The organism is Sulfitobacter aestuariivivens (genome assembly GCF_014763045.1).
GTDB lineage: Bacteria > Pseudomonadota > Alphaproteobacteria > Rhodobacterales > Rhodobacteraceae > Sulfitobacter > Sulfitobacter aestuariivivens.
Map to the genome: position 1 here is coordinate 297443 of NZ_JACTAG010000002.1, position 20383 is coordinate 317825.

19 protein-coding genes are annotated in these 20383 nt (G+C 59.7%); 13 read left to right on the top strand and 6 right to left on the bottom strand.

What is annotated here, in order from left to right; translation table 11 throughout:
* Positions 1-2 precede the first annotated feature (2 nt).
* The 5 genes from H9Q16_RS11255 (at position 3) to H9Q16_RS11275 (ending at position 3897) form a co-directional block, all read left to right on the top strand.
* The gene (locus tag H9Q16_RS11255; RefSeq protein ID WP_191075526.1) at positions 3-341 is read left to right on the top strand and encodes a P-II family nitrogen regulator; all 339 of its coding nucleotides are present in this window, start codon (positions 3-5) and stop codon (positions 339-341) included.
* 94 nt (positions 342-435) lie between these two features.
* Positions 436-1842: a type I glutamate--ammonia ligase gene (gene glnA / locus H9Q16_RS11260; RefSeq protein WP_191075527.1), complete on the top strand. Its 1407-nt coding sequence runs from the start codon at positions 436-438 to the stop codon at positions 1840-1842.
* 214 nt (positions 1843-2056) lie between these two features.
* Entirely contained in the window at positions 2057-2296 is a 240-nt protein-coding gene (locus tag H9Q16_RS11265; protein ID WP_191075528.1) for a hypothetical protein, read from the top strand.
* Positions 2297-2403: 107 nt separating this feature from the next.
* The gene (locus H9Q16_RS11270; RefSeq protein WP_191075529.1) at positions 2404-3207 is read left to right on the top strand and encodes a lytic murein transglycosylase; all 804 of its coding nucleotides are present in this window, start codon (positions 2404-2406) and stop codon (positions 3205-3207) included.
* Between the two features lie 261 nt (positions 3208-3468).
* Complete coding sequence (locus H9Q16_RS11275; protein WP_191075530.1) at positions 3469-3897, top strand: glyoxalase superfamily protein; 429 nt, start codon at positions 3469-3471, stop codon at positions 3895-3897.
* Positions 3898-3912: 15 nt separating this feature from the next.
* Here the strand turns inward: H9Q16_RS11275 and H9Q16_RS11280 are convergent, their stop codons facing one another.
* On the bottom strand, positions 3913-4641 hold the full coding sequence (locus H9Q16_RS11280) for a heme-dependent oxidative N-demethylase family protein (protein ID WP_191075531.1): 729 nt from the start codon (positions 4639-4641) through the stop codon (positions 3913-3915).
* 110 nt (positions 4642-4751) lie between these two features.
* Here H9Q16_RS11280 and dddP point away from each other — a divergent pair, with 110 nt between their 5' ends.
* Complete coding sequence (dddP, locus tag H9Q16_RS11285) at positions 4752-6095, top strand: dimethylsulfonioproprionate lyase DddP (protein ID WP_191075532.1); 1344 nt, start codon at positions 4752-4754, stop codon at positions 6093-6095.
* Between the two features lie 38 nt (positions 6096-6133).
* Here dddP and H9Q16_RS11290 read toward each other — a convergent pair whose 3' ends face one another.
* Both H9Q16_RS11290 and H9Q16_RS11295 read right to left on the bottom strand, forming a co-directional pair.
* A complete protein-coding gene (locus tag H9Q16_RS11290) occupies positions 6134-7891 on the bottom strand; it encodes an adenylate/guanylate cyclase domain-containing protein (protein ID WP_216859405.1) in 1758 nt (585 codons plus the stop codon).
* Between the two features lie 78 nt (positions 7892-7969).
* Entirely contained in the window at positions 7970-9124 is a 1155-nt protein-coding gene (locus tag H9Q16_RS11295) for a trans-sulfuration enzyme family protein (protein WP_191075534.1), read from the bottom strand.
* A 142-nt stretch (positions 9125-9266) separates the two neighbouring features.
* On the opposite strand from H9Q16_RS11295, the gene H9Q16_RS11300 reads away from it, so the two are divergent.
* Entirely contained in the window at positions 9267-10481 is a 1215-nt protein-coding gene (locus tag H9Q16_RS11300) for a bifunctional alpha/beta hydrolase/OsmC family protein (protein WP_191075535.1), read from the top strand.
* 6 nt (positions 10482-10487) lie between these two features.
* Here H9Q16_RS11300 and H9Q16_RS11305 read toward each other — a convergent pair whose 3' ends face one another.
* On the bottom strand, positions 10488-10826 hold the full coding sequence (locus H9Q16_RS11305; protein ID WP_191075536.1) for a hypothetical protein: 339 nt from the start codon (positions 10824-10826) through the stop codon (positions 10488-10490).
* An 86-nt stretch (positions 10827-10912) separates the two neighbouring features.
* Between H9Q16_RS11305 and purB the strand changes: the two genes are divergently transcribed.
* The 5 genes from purB (at position 10913) to H9Q16_RS11330 (ending at position 15378) form a co-directional block, all read left to right on the top strand.
* Positions 10913-12217 (top strand): adenylosuccinate lyase, encoded by a 1305-nt coding sequence (purB, locus tag H9Q16_RS11310; protein ID WP_191075537.1) that lies wholly within the window; start codon positions 10913-10915, stop codon positions 12215-12217.
* A 147-nt stretch (positions 12218-12364) separates the two neighbouring features.
* Positions 12365-12523 carry a hypothetical protein gene (locus H9Q16_RS11315; protein WP_191075538.1) on the top strand — a complete coding sequence of 53 codons (159 nt, stop codon included), beginning with the start codon at positions 12365-12367 and terminating at the stop codon, positions 12521-12523.
* A 228-nt stretch (positions 12524-12751) separates the two neighbouring features.
* Complete coding sequence (locus H9Q16_RS11320) at positions 12752-13270, top strand: hypothetical protein (protein ID WP_191075539.1); 519 nt, start codon at positions 12752-12754, stop codon at positions 13268-13270.
* A 36-nt stretch (positions 13271-13306) separates the two neighbouring features.
* Positions 13307-14398, top strand: coding sequence for a flagellar motor switch protein FliG (locus H9Q16_RS11325; protein WP_246455712.1), 1092 nt, complete (start codon positions 13307-13309; stop codon positions 14396-14398).
* Between the two features lie 80 nt (positions 14399-14478).
* Positions 14479-15378: a lysophospholipid acyltransferase family protein gene (locus H9Q16_RS11330; protein WP_191075540.1), complete on the top strand. Its 900-nt coding sequence runs from the start codon at positions 14479-14481 to the stop codon at positions 15376-15378.
* A 28-nt stretch (positions 15379-15406) separates the two neighbouring features.
* Here the strand turns inward: H9Q16_RS11330 and H9Q16_RS11335 are convergent, their stop codons facing one another.
* The gene (locus H9Q16_RS11335) at positions 15407-16105 is read right to left on the bottom strand and encodes a DUF1223 domain-containing protein (protein WP_191075541.1); all 699 of its coding nucleotides are present in this window, start codon (positions 16103-16105) and stop codon (positions 15407-15409) included.
* A 216-nt stretch (positions 16106-16321) separates the two neighbouring features.
* On the opposite strand from H9Q16_RS11335, the gene acnA reads away from it, so the two are divergent.
* Entirely contained in the window at positions 16322-19111 is a 2790-nt protein-coding gene (gene acnA / locus H9Q16_RS11340) for an aconitate hydratase AcnA (RefSeq protein ID WP_191075542.1), read from the top strand.
* 92 nt (positions 19112-19203) lie between these two features.
* On the opposite strand, the gene H9Q16_RS11345 is transcribed toward acnA, so the two are convergent.
* Positions 19204-20094, bottom strand: a complete 891-nt coding sequence (locus tag H9Q16_RS11345) for an ankyrin repeat domain-containing protein (RefSeq protein ID WP_191075543.1) — start codon at positions 20092-20094, stop codon at positions 19204-19206.
* Positions 20095-20383: the final 289 nt, after the last annotated feature.

Genomic DNA, 20383 nt, shown 5'->3' on the forward strand with positions numbered 1-20383 from the left:
CCATGAAAAAAATCGAAGCCATCATCAAACCCTTCAAGCTTGATGAAGTAAAAGAGGCGTTGCAGGACGTCGGCGTTCAGGGCCTCAGCGTCATCGAGGTAAAAGGCTTTGGTCGCCAGAAAGGCCATACGGAGCTTTATCGCGGCGCAGAATATGTCGTTGATTTCCTGCCCAAGGTAAAAATCGAAGTGGTGCTGGACGACGATCAGGTGGACGCGGCCATCGAGGCCATCGTCGACGCCGCCAAGACGGAAAAAATCGGAGACGGCAAGATCTTTGTCTCCACCATCGAACAGACCATCCGCATTCGTACCGGCGAGACCGGATCGGACGCCCTTTGACACCACCGTGCGGGCCCTGCGCCCGGACTTTTGCCACCCCTGTCAGGCTGCCAGCCAAACCGCAGCATGAAATCAGACACGAAGGACTGCCAACATGAGCACCAAAGACTTCCTGAAAAAGATCAAGGACGAGGACATCGATTATGTCGATATCCGTTTCACCGACCCCCGCGGCAAGCTGCAGCATGTTACGGTGATGAGCGATCTGGTGGACGAAGATTTCCTTGACGAAGGGTTCATGTTCGACGGTTCATCCATCGCTGGCTGGAAAAGCATCGAAGCCTCAGACATGAAGCTGATGCCCGACACCGAGAGCGGGTATATCGACCCCTTCTATGCCGAAAAAACGCTTTGCGTGCACTGTTCTGTTGTCGAACCCGACACGGGCGAAGCCTATGAGCGCGACCCACGCGGCACGGCGCAAAAGGCCGAGGCCTACCTCAAATCCTCCGGCATCGGAGATCAGGCCTTTATGGGTCCAGAGGCTGAGTTTTTCCTCTTTGACGACGTAAAGTTCTCAAACTCCATCAACAAGGTGTCTTATGAGGTCGACGCCTCTGATGCGTCCTGGAACACTGACACCGACTACGAAATGGGCAACATGGGCCATCGCCCTGGCGTCAAGGGCGGCTACTTTCCCGTCAACCCCACGGACGAAAGCCAGGATCTGCGTTCCGAGATGCTGTCGACCATGAAGCGTCTGGGCATGAAAGTGGATAAGCACCACCACGAGGTTGCGTCGTGCCAGCACGAACTGGGTCTGATCTTTGACAGCCTGACCAAGCAGGCTGATGAGCTGCAGAAGTACAAGTATGTGATCCACAACGTGGCGCATGCCTATGGCAAGTCCGCCACCTTCATGCCCAAACCCATCGCGGGCGACAACGGCACCGGCATGCACGTGAACATGTCGATCTGGAAGGACGGCAAGCCTTTGTTCGCAGGCGACAAATACGCCGATCTGTCTCAGGAAGCCCTGTGGTACATCGGCGGTATCCTGACCCACGCCAAGGCGCTCAATGCCTTCACCAACCCGGCGACGAACAGCTACAAGCGCCTGATCCCGGGTTTTGAGGCCCCCGTACTGCGCGCCTATTCCGCGCGCAACCGTTCGGGCTGTGTCCGCATCCCATGGACAGAAAGCCCCAAGGCCAAGCGTGTCGAGGCCCGTTTCCCCGACCCCGCCGCAAACCCCTACCTGTGCTTTGCGGCCCTGCTTATGGCCGGTCTTGATGGCATCAAGAACAAGATCGATCCGGGCGAGGCGATGGACAAGAACCTCTATGACCTGCCCGCAGAAGAGCTGGCCGGCATCCCTACCGTCTGTGGCAGCCTGCGCGAAGCCATGGAAGAGCTGCAGGCAGATATGGACTTCCTGCTGGCCGGTGACGTGTTCACCCGTGACCAGATCGAGGGCTATATCGATCTGAAGATGGAAGAGATCGAAACTTACGAGCACACACCCCACCCGGTCGAGTTTGGTATGTATTACTCCTGCTGATCTTCCTGCTAGAAGATCGGGGGCGCTCCCTGCCGGGGGCGCCCTTTTTGCGTCGGGCTGCCCGTGCGATCATGAGCCATCCGCGCGTTTGGGTGGATCCGGGCCCGCGACGCGCCGCACAAAATTGCCCCAATTGATGCGTGATGCCGCCTCAGTTCCTCCTCTTTTGGTCGTCATAACGCATAGGTCTGTCAATCAACAGGAATGTGTAACGATGACCAACGAAACTGTATTCGCCGACCGCGTTGCTCGAATCAACACCGCGGCCAAGAAGGGCGCGCGCAAACACCGCGTACGCCGTGAACGCAATCTGGGATCCATGCTGGTAACACCGATCATGATGGTTTTCGTGATGGCAGGCGGGATGGTTTACGCATGGGAAGCCATGGATCGACCGACAGACAATCCCTTTGCGATGGCGCACATCCTGACATCTCAGGTGCTTTCAAACTGATAAATAGCCGTTTCGCGGCCCATGGGGAAAATGACTGTACGCTTTCCCTTTGCACGGGCGTTTGGGCATACTACCCTCTGATCAGGTCATCAGTCGGAGGTTTCACAATGAAGAATTTAAAGTCCATCGCGCTTTCACTTGTCGCCTGCGCGGCATTTGCCGCCCCCGCCTATGCGGCGCCTTGCGGCAATAACGCAGGCGGCTTTGCCAACTGGAAAGTTGCCTTTGCAGCCGAAGCAAAGGCCGCCGGTGTACGGGACCGCGGCCTGCAGGCACTGGCCAATGCGCAATATGCCAGCGGCACAATCCAGGCGGACCGCAATCAGAAATCCTTCAAATACTCGCTCGACAAGTTCATGCAGGTGCGCGGCGCCAATACGATCGTGTCCCAGGGACGCAAGCGCAAGGCCCGCAACCCCGGCTTCTACCAGACACTACAACAGCAATACGGCGTGCCTGCCGGTGTTCTTTTGGCGATCCACGGGATGGAGACCGGGTTTGGCGGTTTCATGGGCAATTCATCCGTGGTGTCGGCGATCACCACGCTTGCCTACGACTGCCGCCGCTCCGCGTTCTTTGTGCCCCATGCAATCGGGGCCCTTAAGTTGGTCGATCAGGGCTCGATCACAATCAACACCAAGGGGGCCAAACACGGTGAACTGGGCCATACCCAGTTCCTGCCGGGCAACGCGCTGCAATATGGTGTGGATGCAAATGGCGACGGGCGCGTCGATCTCTACAATCAGGCCGACGCGATGGCCTCCACTGCCAATTTCCTGCGCCGCAAAGGGTGGAAGCCCGGCGCGGGATATCAGGAAGGCCAGCCCAACTTTCGTGTCATCAAGCAATGGAATGCCGCTGGCGTGTATCAAAAGGCGATCGCAATCATGGCCGCCCAAATAGACGGGTAATCCCGGACGATGCGCCCGGATATCCGGGCGCATCCTTCCCCTTTCACCCTTTTGAAAATACCTAAATGCAACAGTGCGCCTGCGCACCACACCCGGCTCTTGCAGAACCACATCGCGCCCCCTATCTGCACGTCCTAGGGTCAGGCCCCTGCCGTCCGCATTCCGGTGAAGTCCTGAACTTTCAGACACGATCCTTCAATCTCGCGATTGATGGGCAACGCGGACCCCCTTCAACATCCAGCGAGAGCAGGAGTGTTTGACATGACGACCCCTCTTCCCACCACTGATGTGCTCAAGGCGCAGGCCAAAGCCTTGCGCAAAGACCTGTCCGCCCGTGGCCAGACCCTCACCCACGCCGAGGCGCTGGAAACCATCGCCCATCAATGGGGTGCGCGCGACTGGAACACGCTAAGCGCAAAGGCCGCACGCTTCACCCCCGGTTGGGCCCCCGGCATGCGGGTGACCGGGCGCTATCTGGGTCACCCTTTCAAAGGCGTGGTCAAGGCCGCGCGCCAGTCGTCCGCAGGTTTCTGGTCTCTGACCTTGCGCTTTGACGAGGCGATCGATGTGGTCACCTCGGACCAGTTCAGCGCTTTCCGCAGGCAGGTCAACGCGACCGTCAATACGGCCGGACACACAGCGCAAAAGACGTCAGATGGACAGCCCCATCTGGTGTTGGACCAACACTAAACCCTTCCCCCCGTTCTAAACAGCGGGGGGAGGCTCCGCACCCCGCACCACCCAGGTATGGATCGAAAACACCACCGCCTGGCTTTGCGGCATACGTACAATACACTGCCGTTCCGAGCGGACGAATGTCCCGTCATCGACATCCGTAATGCGCCGTGGCTGATGCAGGTCAGGGTTGCGATACTGCAGTTTGTTGAACCGCCACAGTGGCCGACCCGCCTGCACCCCGTCAAACAGCCGCTGAACCCGCCGCGCAATATCTGTGTCATAATCCTCGACTGGAACATGAATATCCGTCAGGGGCCGTCCGACCTTGTCCGCCAACCGCCAGTTCGCCGGAAAGCACACCACTGCACCGGTCAGCACGTGCTGATCGCCGCGTTTTTCAAGGATGCAGATGTCCTCCTGAACCAGCTGCCCCAGGGTGTTCAAAGGCGCATCGAAATCGACCTTGATCCTTTGCCCGTCGGGCCGGTGCACGGCGCTCCCATCCACACGAAACCCGAGACCCGGCAACAGCATCAGCGCCTCTTTCAGCACCTCCTGTGCGGCGCTCATTGCCGCAGGGTCACACCAAATCACGTCCTCGCGTCGTTCAGCAAGCAGCGCCGCGCGATAGCCCATCTGTGCGGCATAGGCCTCATCCACCCGCAACCAGTCGTCCGGCGCGCAAGGGGCAATCCCCGGCAACCGCGAAGGGCCCCTCTGGGCGTCCGGCAAATCGTTCTGCAAGATCAGGGTCATCGCCAAAGACTAGGATCACGCGATCAAAAACGACACCCCCGATGGTCGCAATCGTTCAACCAAAGCGCAATTTTTCAGCACAATCTGGTTCCAGCTCAACGGATATGACCATGAACCACCACTATCGCGATACCCGCAAGATCGACCCGCGCTTTGGCACGACCCTGCCAGACGGCTCACCCAATGACATGGACCGCGTTGAAATCGGGCCCACGCGGCTCGCTTTTGACGAATGGGAAACCGCCGGTCTGGTCCTGCCCAACCTCGATGCCATGCGGCGCTACAGGTGGGAACGCCTGACACGCCACATCGTCGAACGCGATTATGGCGGTCTGTTGATGACCGACCCGCTGAACATCCGCTACGCCACGGACAGCACAAACATGCAGCTGTGGAACACCCACAACCCTTTCCGCGCCGTGCTTCTCTGCGCCGATGGCTACATGGTGATGTGGGATTACAAAAATTCGCCTTTCCTGAGCGAATTCAATCCCCTGGTACGTGAACAACGCTCAGGCGCGGACCTGTTCTATTTTGATCGGGGCGACAAGGTCGGCGACGCCGCCGACCGTCTCGCGATCGAAATCAAGGATCTGATCGCGCACCACGGCGGTGGCAACCGGCGTCTTGCCGCTGACAAGATCATGATGCACGGCCTGCGCAGCCTCGAGCGTCAGGGGTTCGAGATCATGGACGGCGAAGAGGTCACTGAAAAGGCCCGCTCCGTGAAAGGCCCTGACGAAATCCTCGCCATGCGCTGTGCCTCGCACGCCTGCGAAGTCGCCATGCGCAGAATGGAAGATTTTGCCCGCGCCGACGTGCCCAAGGGCGGCGTGTCCGAAGACGATGTCTGGGCCGTCCTGCACGCCGAAAACATCAAGCGCGGTGGCGAATGGCTTGAGACCCGGCTGCTAACCTCCGGCCCGCGTACCAATCCGTGGTTTCAGGAATGCGGGGGCCGGATCATCCAGAACAATGAAATCATTGCTTTCGATACGGATCTTGTCGGCAGCTACGGCATCTGTGTTGATATCTCGCGCACCTGGTGGATCGGCGACCAGAAACCGCGCCCGGATATGATCTATACCATGCAGCACGCGGTTGAGCACATTCAGACCAACATGGAAATGCTCAAACCCGGTGTGATGATCCCGGAATTGACGGCGGGCACCCATGTGCTGGACGACAATCTGCAAAAGCAGAAATACGGCTGCCTGATGCACGGTGTGGGCCTGTGCGATGAATGGCCGCTGGTCGCCTATCCTGATCAGGCCGTTGAAGGGGCCTATGACTATCCGCTGGAGGCAGGCATGGTGCTTTGCGTCGAGGTGCTCGCATCGCCGGAGGATGGTGATTTTTCCATCAAGCTGGAAGATCAGGTTCTGGTGACCGAGGACGGGTTTGAAAACCTCTCAAAGTATCCGTTCGATCCTGCCTTGATGGGTCAAGACTGACCCAAAACTGTCGTGTTTCGGCATATACTGAAGACAGTTCAATCGTCCAACCCGGCTTTGGCATATCCATCCAAAAGCATGTCCGTCACAGAAGCGTCCGTCAGCGGCAGCCGTCCAACATGCTCCGAGAAGGAATAGTCCGGATTGATGCCGCGCAGCTCATCGCGCATCTTTCTGGCGTCCTCCACGCGTCCAAGATGTCCAAGCGCAGAGATCATCAAGCCACGGCTCAGATCGGTGCCCGGCGACGCCTCTATCCGCTCGGTAAAGCGGGCGATGGCGGTATCGAAATCCTGGGCCAGCAAATACGCCATACCCATGAAATGCGTGTAAAGGTGGCCTGCTCGCGGCTCCAGTTGTAAAGCGCGCTCCAGATCAGGAATACCGTCAAGCGGCGTTCCTGAATTGACCGCATTGATCCCGCGCATGCCAATCGCCATCGCATAATTCGGGTTCAGCGACAGCGCCCGCTCAATGGCGGCATGCGATGCTGCCTGTTCGCCGCGCCAGAACTTGTTGATGCCGTTCAGATAATGCGCATAGGGCATTTCCGGGTCTTTCTGCAGCGCCGTGTCAACAAAACGTTGCGAATGCTCAAGACTGTTTGGAATACCCAGCCATTTGTTCTGAAACTCACGGGTATAGGCATGGCCAAGACCCGCATAAGGCTCTGCATAGTCGGGATCGAGCTCGATCGCGCGGTTAAAACACCGCAACGCCAATTCGAACATCTCTTTGGTATTGGCGCTGCTGAGCACGGCCTCGCGACCTCTCAGGAACAGGTCGTGCGCCTGCGGGTTGGCGGTTGGCACCGCCCCGATGCGCTTGTGTTCCGCTGTTGTCAGCTTGAGCTTAAGCGCATCGACGATGCACCGCGTCAGCTCATCCTGAACAGCAAAGATATCGGAAATCTTGCGATCATAGCGCTCGGCCCAAAGATGCGCGCCAGTCTGCGTGTCGATCAGCTGGGCATTGACGCGAATGCGGTCTGCCGCGCGGCGAATGGAGCCTTCCAGCACGTGGCTCACCCCCAGCTCACGACCGACCTGCCGGATATCCGGTGTCTTGCCCTTGTAAACAAAGCTCGAGTTTCGCGAGATGACCAGCAGGCTGCCCACCTTCGACAGGTCAGTGATGATGTCTTCGGTGATCCCGTCGGAAAAGTACTCCTGCTCCCGGTCGCCCGACAGATTGTCAAAGGCCAGAACCGCAATCGCAGGTCTTTCAGCCGAACCGCTCGCTTTGGTATCGGTCGTGGCCTTGAAGGGCTGGTGTTCGGGCCAGCTCCAGACACCGACCGGGCGTTCGATGTTCTTCAGTTTTTGCGCCGTGCCGCCCTGAAACAGCGCGGCCGTTTTCTGATCCAGACTGTTCACTGCGGTATCCGAGATCAGAACCTGACCCGGTTCGGCCAATGCTTCCAGGCGCGCGGCGACATTCACGCCATCGCCGAACACGTCGCCTGCTTCAAAGACGACCTCGCCGATATGAATGCCCATGCGCAGCCTGATCGTTTCGTGATCGATCAGGCTGGTTTGAATGGCAACAGCACATGCCACGGCATCCGAAATGGATGGAAATTCGACCAGCCAGCCATCGCCCATACTCTTGGTGATGCTGCCTCGGTGCTGATCCACAATCGGGTTGAAGAGGCCGCCGCGCAGCTGCCTGAGCGCATCCATCGTGGCGTTTTGATCAGCGCCCATAAGGGCTGAATACCCGACGATATCTGCCATCAAGACAGCCGTCAGTCTTCGCACGTCGGGCGCTGTTTCCATAAAGTCGATCACAGTCACTATTTGTGCGCTTGTCAATTCCGCCAAGAACACCGGGCAGCTTTCATGCGCCCCGCCGCACGTCTTCCGCCTTACCCCTCACTGCCCCAGAGCCTGCCCCAGATCAGCAATCAAATCGCCCACATCCTCGATCCCGACCGACAATCGTAACAAGCCCTCCGGTATCCCTGTGTGCGGCTCGATCGTGTGGCGGTGTTCCACAAGGCTTTCCACGCCCCCCAACGAGGTCGCGCGCAGAAACAGCCGCAACCGCCCCGCGACATTCAGCGCCTCTGCCGCACCGCCCTGCACCACAAAGGACAAAAGCCCGCCAAAGCCGCCGGTCATCTGCCGCGCCGCAAGGTCGTGACCGGGATCAGTGGCAAGACCGGGATACATCACTGTACTGACCTTCGGATGGTCCGCCAGAAATTCGGCAACCGCCATTGCGTTGCGCGACATTTCCCGCACCCGCAACGGCAGGGTACGCAGGCCTCTGGTCAGCAACCACGCCTCCATCGGCCCCAACACGGCACCGGCAGTATTCCGGTCGGTCACAATCGCTTGCCAGACAGCACTTTCACGGTCCGCAACAGACAGCACACCCGCCAGCACATCCGAATGCCCGTTCATCGCCTTGGTCGCCGAATGCATCACGAGATCTGCACCATGGCTCAGCGGTTGGGACAAAACCGGCGTGGCGGCGGTGCTGTCCACCACAAGCGTGGCGCCCGCTGCATGTGCAGTTTCTGACACGGCAGCGATATCGGTGATCCGCAGCCAGGGATTTGATGGGGTTTCCACCCAGATCAACGTCGGTTTGTGCCTGGTGCAGGCTGCGCGAAACGCGGTCAGATCACTGGCTTCAACCTCCACCAGAGTAATCTCGCGCCGCGTGCAGAAATCCCTGATCCACTGGGTCGTGCCCCAATAGATCTGCTGTTGCACCAGCACGGTTGCACCATTGGGCACGGTTCGGAATACCGCCGCCACCGCCGCCATCCCGGAAGGAAACAACAGACTGTCCCCCGCTTTCTCCAGCGCTGTGATCAGGGCTTCGGCAATGCGGACATTCTCGTTGTGGTACCGCACATAAGTGTTCTCACCGACCAGCGGCTGATAGGTCGCATCGCGGGCAAAGGTTGTTGCCATATGCACACCGGGCACGACACCGCCAGTGGTGTCGTCGCCTGCGCCAGCGGCGTGCGCCGCAAGCGTCGCCGGCTGGAGGTCCTTGAAATAATCTTCCGCCATGGCACACCTTTTCGATTGATTGCAGGGCACGTGCTACACGCGCCCACACCCGCTGTCACGCCCACGTGAAAAGCCGGACATACGCCTTGTATCCCGCCCGCTCAGGCCCCACCCTTGTGACATACCGCACAAGGAGAGCGCCATGCCCACAGAGCGCATCACATTCCCCGGCCACAATGGCGATACGCTGGCCGCGCGCCTTGATCTGCCCGAGGGCCCGCATCTGGCAACCGCGCTCTTTGCGCATTGTTTCACCTGTGGCAAGGATATCCCGGCAGCCCGACGCATCGCCGCGCGTCTTGCTGGCATGGGCATCGCCGTGCTGCGGTTCGATTTCACCGGATTGGGCCATTCTGAGGGCGAGTTTTCGAACACCTCCTTCACGTCAAACGTCGATGATCTGATCGCCGCCTGCCGCTATCTTGACGAACGCGACATGCCACCCAGCCTGCTGATCGGGCATTCGCTGGGCGGTGCTGCGGTGCTCAAGGCCGCTGCGCAGATTGACCAGATCAAGGCCGTCGCCACCCTTGGCGCACCGTTTGATCCCGAACATGTGACCCACAACTTCGCCGACGCCCTGCCCGAAATCATCTCAAAGGGTGTGGGCGAGGTCAGCCTTGGCGGACGCCCCATTCGCATTGGTAAGCAATTCATCGAAGATGTGGCTGCAGGCGAACTGACGCCGGCCATCGGCAAGCTCAAAGCGGCCCTGCTTGTCCTGCATGCCCCCCAGGACGCCATCGTCAGTATCGACAACGCAAGCCAGATCTTCCTTGCCGCGAAACATCCCAAAAGCTTTGTCACACTGGATGACGCGGACCACCTGATCACTCGCGCGTCAGACGCCGAATATGCGGCAGATGTGATCGCCACCTGGGCCACGCGGTATCTGCCCCTGAAACCACCCGCCCCGCCCCCCGGTGCGCCCGAGGGCATCGTGCGGGTGGCCGAAGCAGACCCCGATGGCTATTTGCAGGACGTCAATGCCGGGCCCAGCCACCATACGCTCGCGGACGAACCCGAGGCCTATGGCGGCACCAACCGCGGCATGACCCCCTACGGGTTTCTGTCCGCAGGATTGGGGGCCTGCACGTCAATGACAATACGCATGTACGCGCGGCGCAAGAAATGGCTCCTGACCCATGTGAGCGTGGATATCTGCCACGACAAGGTGCACGCGCAGGACGCGGAAACCGGCAGCGGCGACAAGATTGACGTCTGGCGCCGCCGCATCCGGCTTGAGGGTGATCTGGACGCCGAGCAGCGCCAGCGCCTGCTAGAGATTGCCGACAAATGCCCCGTCCACCGCACGCTGGAGCGTTCATCAGAGGTCAAAACCGAACTGGTGGAATGACCCGCTTCAGTCCAGATAGACGGCTTCGGTAATGTCATCTCCGGCACCCACAAACCGCAACATCGTGCCCTTTCGGTCCATCTTGAAACAAGCCCACAGGTCTGACGGCGGCCACTGGCTGCAGTAACTATCGTTCTGAACACGCCAATAGCCCCAACTGTCACGCCCCGCATTATAAAGCGTGCGACCGGACGCATAGAAGGACTGCCGCGCATTCGCATATTGCAGCGTCCGCTCTGTCAGCGCGTTACGGATTTCATCATCGTTCATCGGCACCCACGCGCCTTCCTCACTGGCCGCGGCGACGGGCAGAAGCAACATCAGCGCCAAAAGTAAATGCCGCATCTGCGGGCCTCCCGTCTTGTCCTTGATCCACCGTCAGTCTATTGCCCCCGTGACCCACAAAGACAGTCACAAAAAGGTGTGCCGCCATGATCCCCCGCTATTCCCGTCCCGACATGGTTGCGATCTGGTCGCCAGAGACAAAGTTCCGCATCTGGTACGAGATCGAAGCCCACGCCTGTGACGCAATGGCCGATCTGGGCGTGATCCCCCGCGCGAACGCCGACGCCGTCTGGAAGGCCAAGAACGTGGAATTCGATGTGGCCCGCATCGATGAAATCGAGGCCGTGACCAAGCACGACGTCATCGCCTTTCTCACCCATCTAGCGGAACACGTCGGCAGTGATGAGGCCCGCTTTGTCCATCAGGGCATGACCTCATCTGATGTGCTGGATACCTGCTTTAACGTGCAGCTCAAACGCGCCAGCGACATACTGATCGGCGACATGGAGGGGCTCCTTGCGGCCCTCAAACGCCGCGCGCTTGAACACAAGGACACGGTGCGCATCGGGCGCAGCCACGGCATCCACGCCGAACCTACGACGATGGGTCTCACCTTTGCGCGGTTCTACGCGGAAATGGATCGCAACCTGCGTCGCCTCAAGACAGCACAGGCCGAAATCGCGACCGGGGCCATTTCGGGTGCTGTCGGCACATTCGCCAACATAGATCCCAAGGTCGAAGAGCACGTGTGCGAAAAACTTGGCCTTTACCCTGAACCCATCAGCACGCAGGTGATCCCGCGCGACCGCCATGCGGCGTTCTTTGCCGCACTTGGGGTTATCGGATCTTCAATTGAAAACATCGCCACCGAAATTCGCCACATGCAGCGAACCGAAGTCCTTGAGGCCGAAGAGTTCTTTTCCGCGGGCCAAAAGGGCTCGTCAGCGATGCCGCACAAGCGCAACCCGGTGCTGACGGAAAACCTCACCGGGCTTGCGCGTCTGGTGCGCATGGCCGTCGTGCCCGCAATGGAGAACGTCGCCCTCTGGCACGAGCGCGACATCTCGCACTCCTCAGTAGAGCGCAACATCGGCCCGGATACGACCATCACGCTGGACTTTGCGCTGTCGCGGCTGACGCAGGTGATCGACAAACTGGTCATCTACCCCGACAACATGCTGGCAAACATGAATAAATTCCGGGGGCTGGTCATGTCCCAACGGGTGCTTCTGGCGCTGACACAGGCCGGCGTCAGCCGCGAGGACAGCTACAAACTGGTGCAGCGCAACGCCATGAAGGTCTGGGAAGAGGGAAAAGACTTCAAGACCGAGCTTCTCGCAGACCGGGACGTGCTTGCAGCGTTGAGCGCGGAAGAGATCGAGGAAAAATTCGACCTTGGCTATCACACCAAACATGTGGATACGATCTTTGCGCGCGTCTTTGGCGACTGACAACTGACCGCCACGGCCGCACCCAAATTGCCCGGAAATTTGGCATCTGACACAAAAAATCCGCCCATTTTGCCGCACATGGACAGAAGGTTTTGATTCTGGCGCATCCTGCGCTATCCTTTCGGCTGCAACCAAAGGAGTAATTTCATGAAACTGAAGATTGCATTTGTGACCGCGCTGATGCTGGCCCCAACCGTTTCACTGGCGATGGGCTGCAGCCACGGCAAGGAAAAGCAGGCGATGTCCTGCGCCGAAGGCACTACTTATGACAGTGCCACGCATGCCTGCCTGCCGGTAAGCACCTGATCGGCACCTTCCGAGACGGCGAAAACCGGACAGAGGCACGTGAACCCCGCCGCGTGGCGGGGTGTTTGTTGTGCGAAAGCTTGGCAATATCCAACTAATTTGAAACCATCTGCCTTCCTTGCCCGTATCTTTGAAGAGGTCGCGGATTTTTGAAGTGCCCCTGAAACACGAACACCTTATCAAGACGCCAAAGGGATCCCGCCGGATCGCGCATACAGGAGAGAGTTTATGAAATACCTTGCCCTTGCCGCCACGCTGGCGATGCCCCTCGGTGCCGCCTACGCCGCTGGTGGCGGTGACGAAACCGCACCCACCAAGCCCAAATGCGAAAAGGGCTTTGTGTACGACAAGAAGACAAAGGAATGTGTCGAGGCCGAAAGCAGCCTGGATACCGATACGCTTTACCAGACCGTTCGGGAACTGGCCTATGCGGGCCGCTATCTGGATGCGCAAGACGTGCTTGCGGTAATGCCGCAGGGGGATGACCGCACGCTGACCTATCTGGGCTTTACCAACCGCAAGCTGGGCCATGGTGAAATCGCGATGGATTATTATCGCCAAGCGCTTGCTGTGAACCCCGGCAACATCCTTGCGCGGTCTTACATGGCGCAGGGCTTTGTCGAGCAGGGGCGCGTTGCCGACGCGTTGGCAGAACTGCGCGCGATCCGTGCCTATGGCGGTGCCGGCACCTGGGCCGAAGCCTCGCTCAAAAAGGCGATCGCAACCGGACACACCTACAACTACTGACTTCAACCTTTTTTCATCTTTGCCTGCCACAACCTGATGCAAAGCAATCGGGGGTCGGCAAAGATGACGCAAATGGTGCCTGTCGGACAAATCGCGCCGCTCCCCGCGACGACCGGCGGCGGCGCGCCGCCATCGCTCAGCCGCCGGGCCAAGGCCGCCATCGTCGTGCGCCTGCTGCTGAACGAAGGGGCCGATATTCCGCTTGAGGATCTGCCAGAGGAATTGCAGGCGCGCCTGACCCAGCAAATGGGCGCCATGCGACTGGTCGACCGCGATACCTTAAGCGCGGTGATTCAGGAATTCTCGGAAGAGATTGATCGCGTCGGCATCTCGCTGCCCGGCACAATCGCCGGGGCGCTGAATGCGCTTGATGGACGGATCAGCCGCCAGACTGCCGCGCGGTTACGAAAAGAAGCCGGTGTCCGGCAGGCGGGTGACCCCTGGGCGCGGCTGGCGCAAATGGGCGTCGCCAAGCTCGTTCCCATTCTGCAGACGGAAAGCACCGAAATTGCCGCTGTCATGCTGTCGAAACTGCCGGTCAAACTGTCCGCTGAACTGCTCAGCGAACTTCCCGGCCCGCAGGCCCGGCGCATCACCTACGCTGTCTCGCTGACAAGTGCCGTCACGCCTGACGCGGTGGACCGCATCGGATTGTCACTGGCCGCGCAGCTGGACGCCGAACCGCCAACCGCCTTTGCCGACGGCCCGGTTGAACGTCTGGGCGCGATCCTCAATTCCTCAACCACGCTGACGCGAGACGATGTGCTGACGGGGCTGGATGAAACAGATCAGGGCTTTGCCGATGCGGTGCGCAAGGCCATCTTTACCTTCGGCAACATCCCCCAGCGCATTGCCCCGCGCGATATCCCCCGCATCATCCGCGAGGTCGAACCGGACACACTGATCACCGCCCTTGCCGGTGCGCAGACGGCAGGCTACGCCACATCGGCTGAGTTCATTCTGGAAAACATGTCGGGCCGAATGGCTGACCAGCTGCGCGAAAACATGGAAGAAGCAGGTGCTGTAAAGCCATCCGATGTGGAAACGGCCATGGCAGATGTGGTTGCTATCATTCGCGGGATGGAGGAAAGCGGCGACCTCCTGCTGGTCGTGGACGAAGATGAATAACGCTCTTTGACGCCATCGCCTTGTTGCGGATTGGCGCGCGGGCTATGTCACTGACTGACCGAAACACTCCCTGAAGGCTCATGTCAGACGCCCCTTCCCCCCCTTCACTTTCACCCCGCAACATAGGTCACTACCTGTCTAACGCCGTGATTGTGGGCATCATCCGACTTGCGCTTGCGCTGCCGTACAGGCGGCGCGTGCCATTTGTGGGGTGGGTGATGCAGCATCTGCTGGGCCCCCTTGCCGGCTATCGCAGACGCGCTCGGGTCAATCTTTCCACCATCAGGCCGGACTTGTCTGCGCCTGAACGCCACGCCATCGCCGATCACTGCCTCAACAACGCGGGTCGCACCTTTATCGAAAACTATTCGTCCAAGGATTTTCCGGCCCGCATGGCAGGGAACACGCCACAAGGCCCCGGATTTGCCGCCCTGCAAGAGGCCGCGGCATCAGGCAAGCCCGTCATCCTCGTGACCGGTCACTTCGGCAACTATGAGGCCACGCGCGCGGCGCTGGTGGCGCGCGGTTTCAACATCGGCGGGCTTTATCGCGACATGAAGAACCCGTACTTCAACGCCCATTACGTCAAGACCATGCAGGCCTTCGGTGGCCCGGTTTTTCCGCAGGGGCGGCGCGGTACAGCGGGCTTTGTGCGCCACCTCAAAGAGGGCGGCCAGCTGGTTCTGCTGTTCGACCAACATGTGATCGGCGCACCGATCCTTGATTTCATGGGCACCCCTGCCCGCACCGCCGTTTCAGCCGCCGAACTGGCCTTACGCTATGACGGTCTGCTGATCCCGTTCTACAGCATCCGCCAGCCGGACGGGCTGAGTTTTGAGTGTGTGCTAGAGGCGCCCGTCCCGCACAGCGATCCCGAAACGATGACACAGGCGCTCAATGACAGTCTTGCCGCACAGGTGCGCGCGCATCCCGGCCAATGGTTCTGGGTACATCGCCGCTGGCGGGCAGAGCAGCCCTGAACCGGGCCCGCGTACCCCCCGCGCGACCCTACCGGACCCGCGCTGCCGCCAGTATAGGCCCGCCATTCGCGAATTGAATGATCACAACGCAGGGCTTGTCACCGCTCATCTCGGCGGTCATGCGCAACGGATTTTGCCCGTCCCAGTCGCCCAATACCGTCCAGCCTTCGACAACGTTGGCATAGCGCAGGGTCTTGCCCCGGTTCTCACCCCGCTTGATGGCGGTCGTTTGCTCCGGCGTGTAGCGCAGCAAATGCACCTCCATCGGCCCATTGATCCGCGAAAGGGCTTTGGCATCAATCGCAAGCTCATCTCCGCTCCGGCTAAGCGATATGGCCACCTTGGGTTCAATCCGCGCATGCTCTGCAATCGCTTCGGACAGCTTCATCGGCTTGGCCCCGACGATATCCGTCTGGCCATTCACGATCATTTCCGGCGTATAGATCGTGCGACGACGATCAGCGCGGGCATAGGCGCGCTGCCTGTCGGCATGGGCCGGATTGCCAAACGGATCCTTCCAGCCAATGTAATCCCAATAATCCACATGCAACGCCAGCGCGATGACATCCTCACGGTCGGCAAGCTCATGCAGCAATGCATCGGCTGGCGGGCAGCTTGAGCATCCCTGCGATGTAAAAAGCTCAACCACAACCGGATTGGTCTGCGCCACCGCAGGGGCAGCAACGCCCAAAGCGGCGGCAAGAATGGCTGCGATCAGGCGTTTCATGAAATTCCCATCAATCTTGTCGTGCGTTCTGTCGGGTCTATCTGCTTGACTGTGTAATAGCCAATCAAGGTTTCTTGAAAGGCATGTCATTCGATGCATTTTTTCGGTATACTACGGTATACAAATTTGCTAGACGCCGCCTATCTCATTGCAGTGACCCGTGCAAACTGGCATGTGTCACGGCAAAAGCCATAACCGCCATAAGGGAGAGCCACCATGACGATCACCGTCGGTCAGGATACCGCCAAAACCCGCAAATCCATCGAAGTGAACGGCACATCGATTGCCTATTATTCAATCCCCGCTGCCCAAGAGGCCGGGTTGGGTGACTTTTCGAACCTGCCGGCTGCCTTGAAAGTGGTGCTGGAAAACATGCTGCGGTTCGAGGATGGCAAGACCGTGACCGTGGACGACATCAAAGCCTTTGCAGAATGGGGTGCCAAGGGCGGCAAGAACCCCCGCGAGATCGCGTATCGCCCGGCCCGCGTGCTGATGCAGGACTTCACCGGCGTCCCTGCCGTGGTTGATCTGGCCGCCATGCGTGACGGCATCGTGGCATTGGGCGGTGACGCCGAAAAGATCAATCCGCTCAACCCGGTTGACCTCGTGATCGACCACTCTGTCATGATCGACGAATTCGGCAATCCCCGCGCCTTCCAGATGAACGTGGACCGCGAATACGAGCGCAACATCGAACGCTACACATTCCTCAAGTGGGGACAGTCCGCGTTCAACAACTTCCGCGTGGTGCCACCCGGCACCGGCATCTGCCACCAGGTGAACCTGGAATATCTGGCCCAGACGGTCTGGACCGATCAGGACCAGCATGGTGACGATGTCGCCTACCCCGATACGCTGGTCGGCACCGACAGCCACACAACCATGGTCAATGGCGTCGCCGTTCTCGGCTGGGGCGTCGGCGGGATCGAGGCCGAAGCCGCAATGCTGGGCCAGCCCATTTCAATGCTGATCCCCGAAGTCATCGGCTTTGAGCTGACCGGCAAGATGATGGAAGGCACCACCGGCACGGACCTCGTGCTGAAAGTCGTCGAAATGCTGCGCGAAAAAGGCGTGGTTGGCAAATTTGTGGAATTCTATGGGGCCGGTCTGGACACGCTACCGCTGGCGGATCGGGCGACAATTGCCAATATGGCGCCCGAATACGGCGCCACCTGCGGCTTCTTCCCGATCGACGCGGAAACCCTGCGCTATCTCACCACCACGGGCCGCGACAAGGACCGCATCGCGCTGGTCGAAGCTTACGCCAAAGAAAACGGCCTGTGGCGCGGTGATGACTATGCGCCCATCTACACCGACACGCTGAGCCTCGACATGGGCACAATTGTGCCGGCGATCTCGGGCCCCAAACGGCCACAGGACTACATCTCGCTCACTACGGCGCATACGGAATTCGGCAAATACGTCAAAGGCATCCGCGAGGGCAAGGACGCCTCGTCCAAGGCCGAGGTACGTTGGGAAGGCGAAGGCGGCCAGCCCGAGCCACAGGATATCCCGGGCGACGAGGGGCACCACAACCGCGGCTATGTCGCGGGCGAGGATGGCGATTATCAGCTTCATGACGGTTCCATCGTGATCGCGTCGATCACGTCGTGCACCAACACCTCGAACCCCTACGTGATGATCGGCGCGGGCCTTGTGGCGCGCAAAGCACGCGAAAAGGGTCTGACCCGCAAGCCCTGGGTGAAAACCTCGCTGGCACCCGGCTCACAGGTGGTCTCGCACTATCTGGAGGCCGCAGGCCTGCAAGAGGATCTGGACGCCATAGGGTTCAACCTCGTGGGCTATGGCTGCACGACCTGCATCGGCAATTCCGGCCCGCTGGAGCCTGCGATCAGCAAGGCGATCCACGATTATGACCTGATCGGCACGTCTGTCCTGTCAGGCAACCGCAACTTCGAAGGGCGGATCAGCCCCGATGTCCGCGCCAACTACCTAGCCTCCCCGCCACTGGTGGTGGCCTATGCGCTGGTGGGTGACATGAACCACGATTTGGCAGGCGCGCCGCTGGGTCAGGACCAGGACGGCAACGATGTCTATCTCAAGGACATCTGGCCTTCCACTCAGGAAATCGCGGAATTGGTCGAACAGACCGTCACGCGCGAAGCGTTTCAGGAAAAATACGCCGACGTCTTCAAGGGGGACGAGAAGTGGCAGTCGGTGGAAACTCCCGACAGCAAGACATACGACTGGCCGCCCACGTCCACCTACATCCAGAACCCGCCCTATTTCCAGAACATGGGCGCCGAACCGGGCACCATCAGCAACATCGACGGGGCCAAGGTACTGGCACTTCTGGGTGACATGATCACGACCGACCACATCAGCCCCGCAGGATCTTTCAAGGAAAGCAGCCCGGCGGGCAAGTATCTGACCGAACGTCAGGTCGCCCCGCGCGAGTTCAACTCTTACGGGTCGCGCCGTGGCAACCACGAGGTCATGATGCGCGGCACCTTCGCCAACATCCGCATCAAGAACGAGATGCTCGATGGGGTCGAAGGCGGCTATACCCTTGGGCCGGACGGTGCTCAGACCTCGATCTTCGAAGCCGCCATGGCTCATCAGGCCAATGACACCCCCCTGGTGATCTTTGGTGGTGAGCAATACGGCGCAGGCTCCAGCCGCGACTGGGCGGCCAAGGGCACGGCGCTGCTGGGCGTCAAAGCGGTCATTGCCGAAAACTTCGAACGTATCCACCGCTCGAACCTCGTTGGCATGGGCGTCATTCCGTTCGAATTCACCAACGGCGACACGCGCAAGACGCTTGGTCTGACCGGTGAGGAAAGCGTCAGCATCTCCGGCCTCGACACCATCAAACCGCTGCAGGAGGTGCCCTGCTCGATCACGATGGCGGACGGATCGGTCAAAGAGATCACCCTCAAGTGCCGCATCGATACCGCGATTGAAATCGAATACATCGAACACGGCGGCGTGCTGCACTACGTCCTGCGCGATCTCGCAAAAAGCGATGCCATCGCCGCAGAATAAGCGTATTGGCGACCTCATGAAAAAGACCCGGGCATCTGTCCGGGTCTTTCTCGTTACGGCGGTTGTTGTTGAGGGATGATTGCGACGCAACCCTACTTTTCAGCGCTGCGCAAAAGAGCGATCACACCGATCCGTTCTTGTCGTGACATATCGGGCGCCCACAACATTTCCGTCCCCGGGGCCACCCCTGTCGGGTCCGCCAGAAATGAATTCAACGTCTCCACCGTCCAGACCACGCCCAGTCTCTCCAGTGCCGCAGAATACTGAAAGTCGTCCCTGTTTGCACTTGGCGCCCCAAAGACCCCAATCAACGATGGGCCGACATGGGTACCGGTTGCGGGCTTGTCTGCTGCAATTTCGTGGCAGGTATTGCACCCAAACATGACACGACGCCCCGCCTCGATGTCGGCATTTTCAAACTCGGTGTCCGTGATCGGCTCTGGCGTCCGGGGGCCCGCCCCATTGGCCCGAAGAAAGTCGACAAATTCCTGCCTGCCAGCGGCAGCGGCATTGTGTATCGGTGGGCGGTCCTTGCTGTTGCGAAAATTCACGTCTGCCCCATGCTCGATCAAGACCCGCGCGGCAGCGATGGCCCCCCTGTCTGCGGCGTGGTGCAGCGGTGCCTCAGCGAAATCTCCGTCCTTCAGGTTCGGGTCCGCACCATGGGCAAGCAAAACTGTGACCACCGCGACATCATTCGCGCGCGCAGCAGCATGAAGGGGGGTGCCGAACGTGAAACTGGTGTTGGCATCCGCACCCGCCTCCAGCAACAACTCAACCACGTCAGCGTGTCCGCGCTGTGCGGCAAAAAACAAGGGACGGCCAAGCGTCTCCGCCCCGCCAGAATGGGCCTCCAGAGCCTGCGACATACCCGCCAGATCGCCCTCTCGTGCGGCCCCAAGCAATTCGGGATTCGCCTGAGCAGGCGATACACAGAAAATTAATCCAAGCAGGACCGCTGACAGAGACCAAACAATCTGCATCCAGGTTCTCCCTCTTTTCGTCACACAAGAAACTACACGATCAGGGCGTTTGAACAAAATGGCAGCGTCACCGTTGCCCTGTCGCGGTACGCCCCCACGATCCCTTGCCATCTGCTAACCTCACCGCACGCCCTCATAATCCGACCCTTTTGCCGACCCCGCACCGACGCAAAACCGATGAGATACCGACATCATACCGACGCCGGAACTTCCTTCAAAACAGGCGTTAACCCCCCGATTCGGTGCGCAAGCCCCGGCGCCCCAGCGCCCGTTGCGTCCCCATCTCGCG

What these genes read in the sequence shown, in the direction of transcription:
- H9Q16_RS11335 (WP_191075541.1), bottom strand. Translation starts at nt 16,105, where the DNA reads ATGAAACGCCTGATCGCAGCCATTCTTGCCGCCGCTTTGGGCGTTGCT.
- H9Q16_RS11255 (WP_191075526.1), top strand. Translation starts at nt 3, where the DNA reads ATGAAAAAAATCGAAGCCATCATCAAACCCTTCAAGCTTGATGAAGTA.
- H9Q16_RS11275 (WP_191075530.1), top strand. Translation starts at nt 3,469, where the DNA reads ATGACGACCCCTCTTCCCACCACTGATGTGCTCAAGGCGCAGGCCAAA.
- H9Q16_RS11315 (WP_191075538.1), top strand. Translation starts at nt 12,365, where the DNA reads ATGAAACTGAAGATTGCATTTGTGACCGCGCTGATGCTGGCCCCAACC.
- glnA (WP_191075527.1), top strand. Translation starts at nt 436, where the DNA reads ATGAGCACCAAAGACTTCCTGAAAAAGATCAAGGACGAGGACATCGAT.
- acnA (WP_191075542.1), top strand. Translation starts at nt 16,322, where the DNA reads ATGACGATCACCGTCGGTCAGGATACCGCCAAAACCCGCAAATCCATC.
- H9Q16_RS11345 (WP_191075543.1), bottom strand. Translation starts at nt 20,094, where the DNA reads ATGCAGATTGTTTGGTCTCTGTCAGCGGTCCTGCTTGGATTAATTTTC.
- H9Q16_RS11330 (WP_191075540.1), top strand. Translation starts at nt 14,479, where the DNA reads ATGTCAGACGCCCCTTCCCCCCCTTCACTTTCACCCCGCAACATAGGT.
- H9Q16_RS11295 (WP_191075534.1), bottom strand. Translation starts at nt 9,124, where the DNA reads ATGGCGGAAGATTATTTCAAGGACCTCCAGCCGGCGACGCTTGCGGCG.
- H9Q16_RS11305 (WP_191075536.1), bottom strand. Translation starts at nt 10,826, where the DNA reads ATGCGGCATTTACTTTTGGCGCTGATGTTGCTTCTGCCCGTCGCCGCG.
- H9Q16_RS11270 (WP_191075529.1), top strand. Translation starts at nt 2,404, where the DNA reads ATGAAGAATTTAAAGTCCATCGCGCTTTCACTTGTCGCCTGCGCGGCA.
- H9Q16_RS11280 (WP_191075531.1), bottom strand. Translation starts at nt 4,641, where the DNA reads ATGACCCTGATCTTGCAGAACGATTTGCCGGACGCCCAGAGGGGCCCT.
- purB (WP_191075537.1), top strand. Translation starts at nt 10,913, where the DNA reads ATGATCCCCCGCTATTCCCGTCCCGACATGGTTGCGATCTGGTCGCCA.
- H9Q16_RS11320 (WP_191075539.1), top strand. Translation starts at nt 12,752, where the DNA reads ATGAAATACCTTGCCCTTGCCGCCACGCTGGCGATGCCCCTCGGTGCC.
- H9Q16_RS11300 (WP_191075535.1), top strand. Translation starts at nt 9,267, where the DNA reads ATGCCCACAGAGCGCATCACATTCCCCGGCCACAATGGCGATACGCTG.
- dddP (WP_191075532.1), top strand. Translation starts at nt 4,752, where the DNA reads ATGAACCACCACTATCGCGATACCCGCAAGATCGACCCGCGCTTTGGC.
- H9Q16_RS11325 (WP_246455712.1), top strand. Translation starts at nt 13,307, where the DNA reads ATGCAAAGCAATCGGGGGTCGGCAAAGATGACGCAAATGGTGCCTGTC.
- H9Q16_RS11265 (WP_191075528.1), top strand. Translation starts at nt 2,057, where the DNA reads ATGACCAACGAAACTGTATTCGCCGACCGCGTTGCTCGAATCAACACC.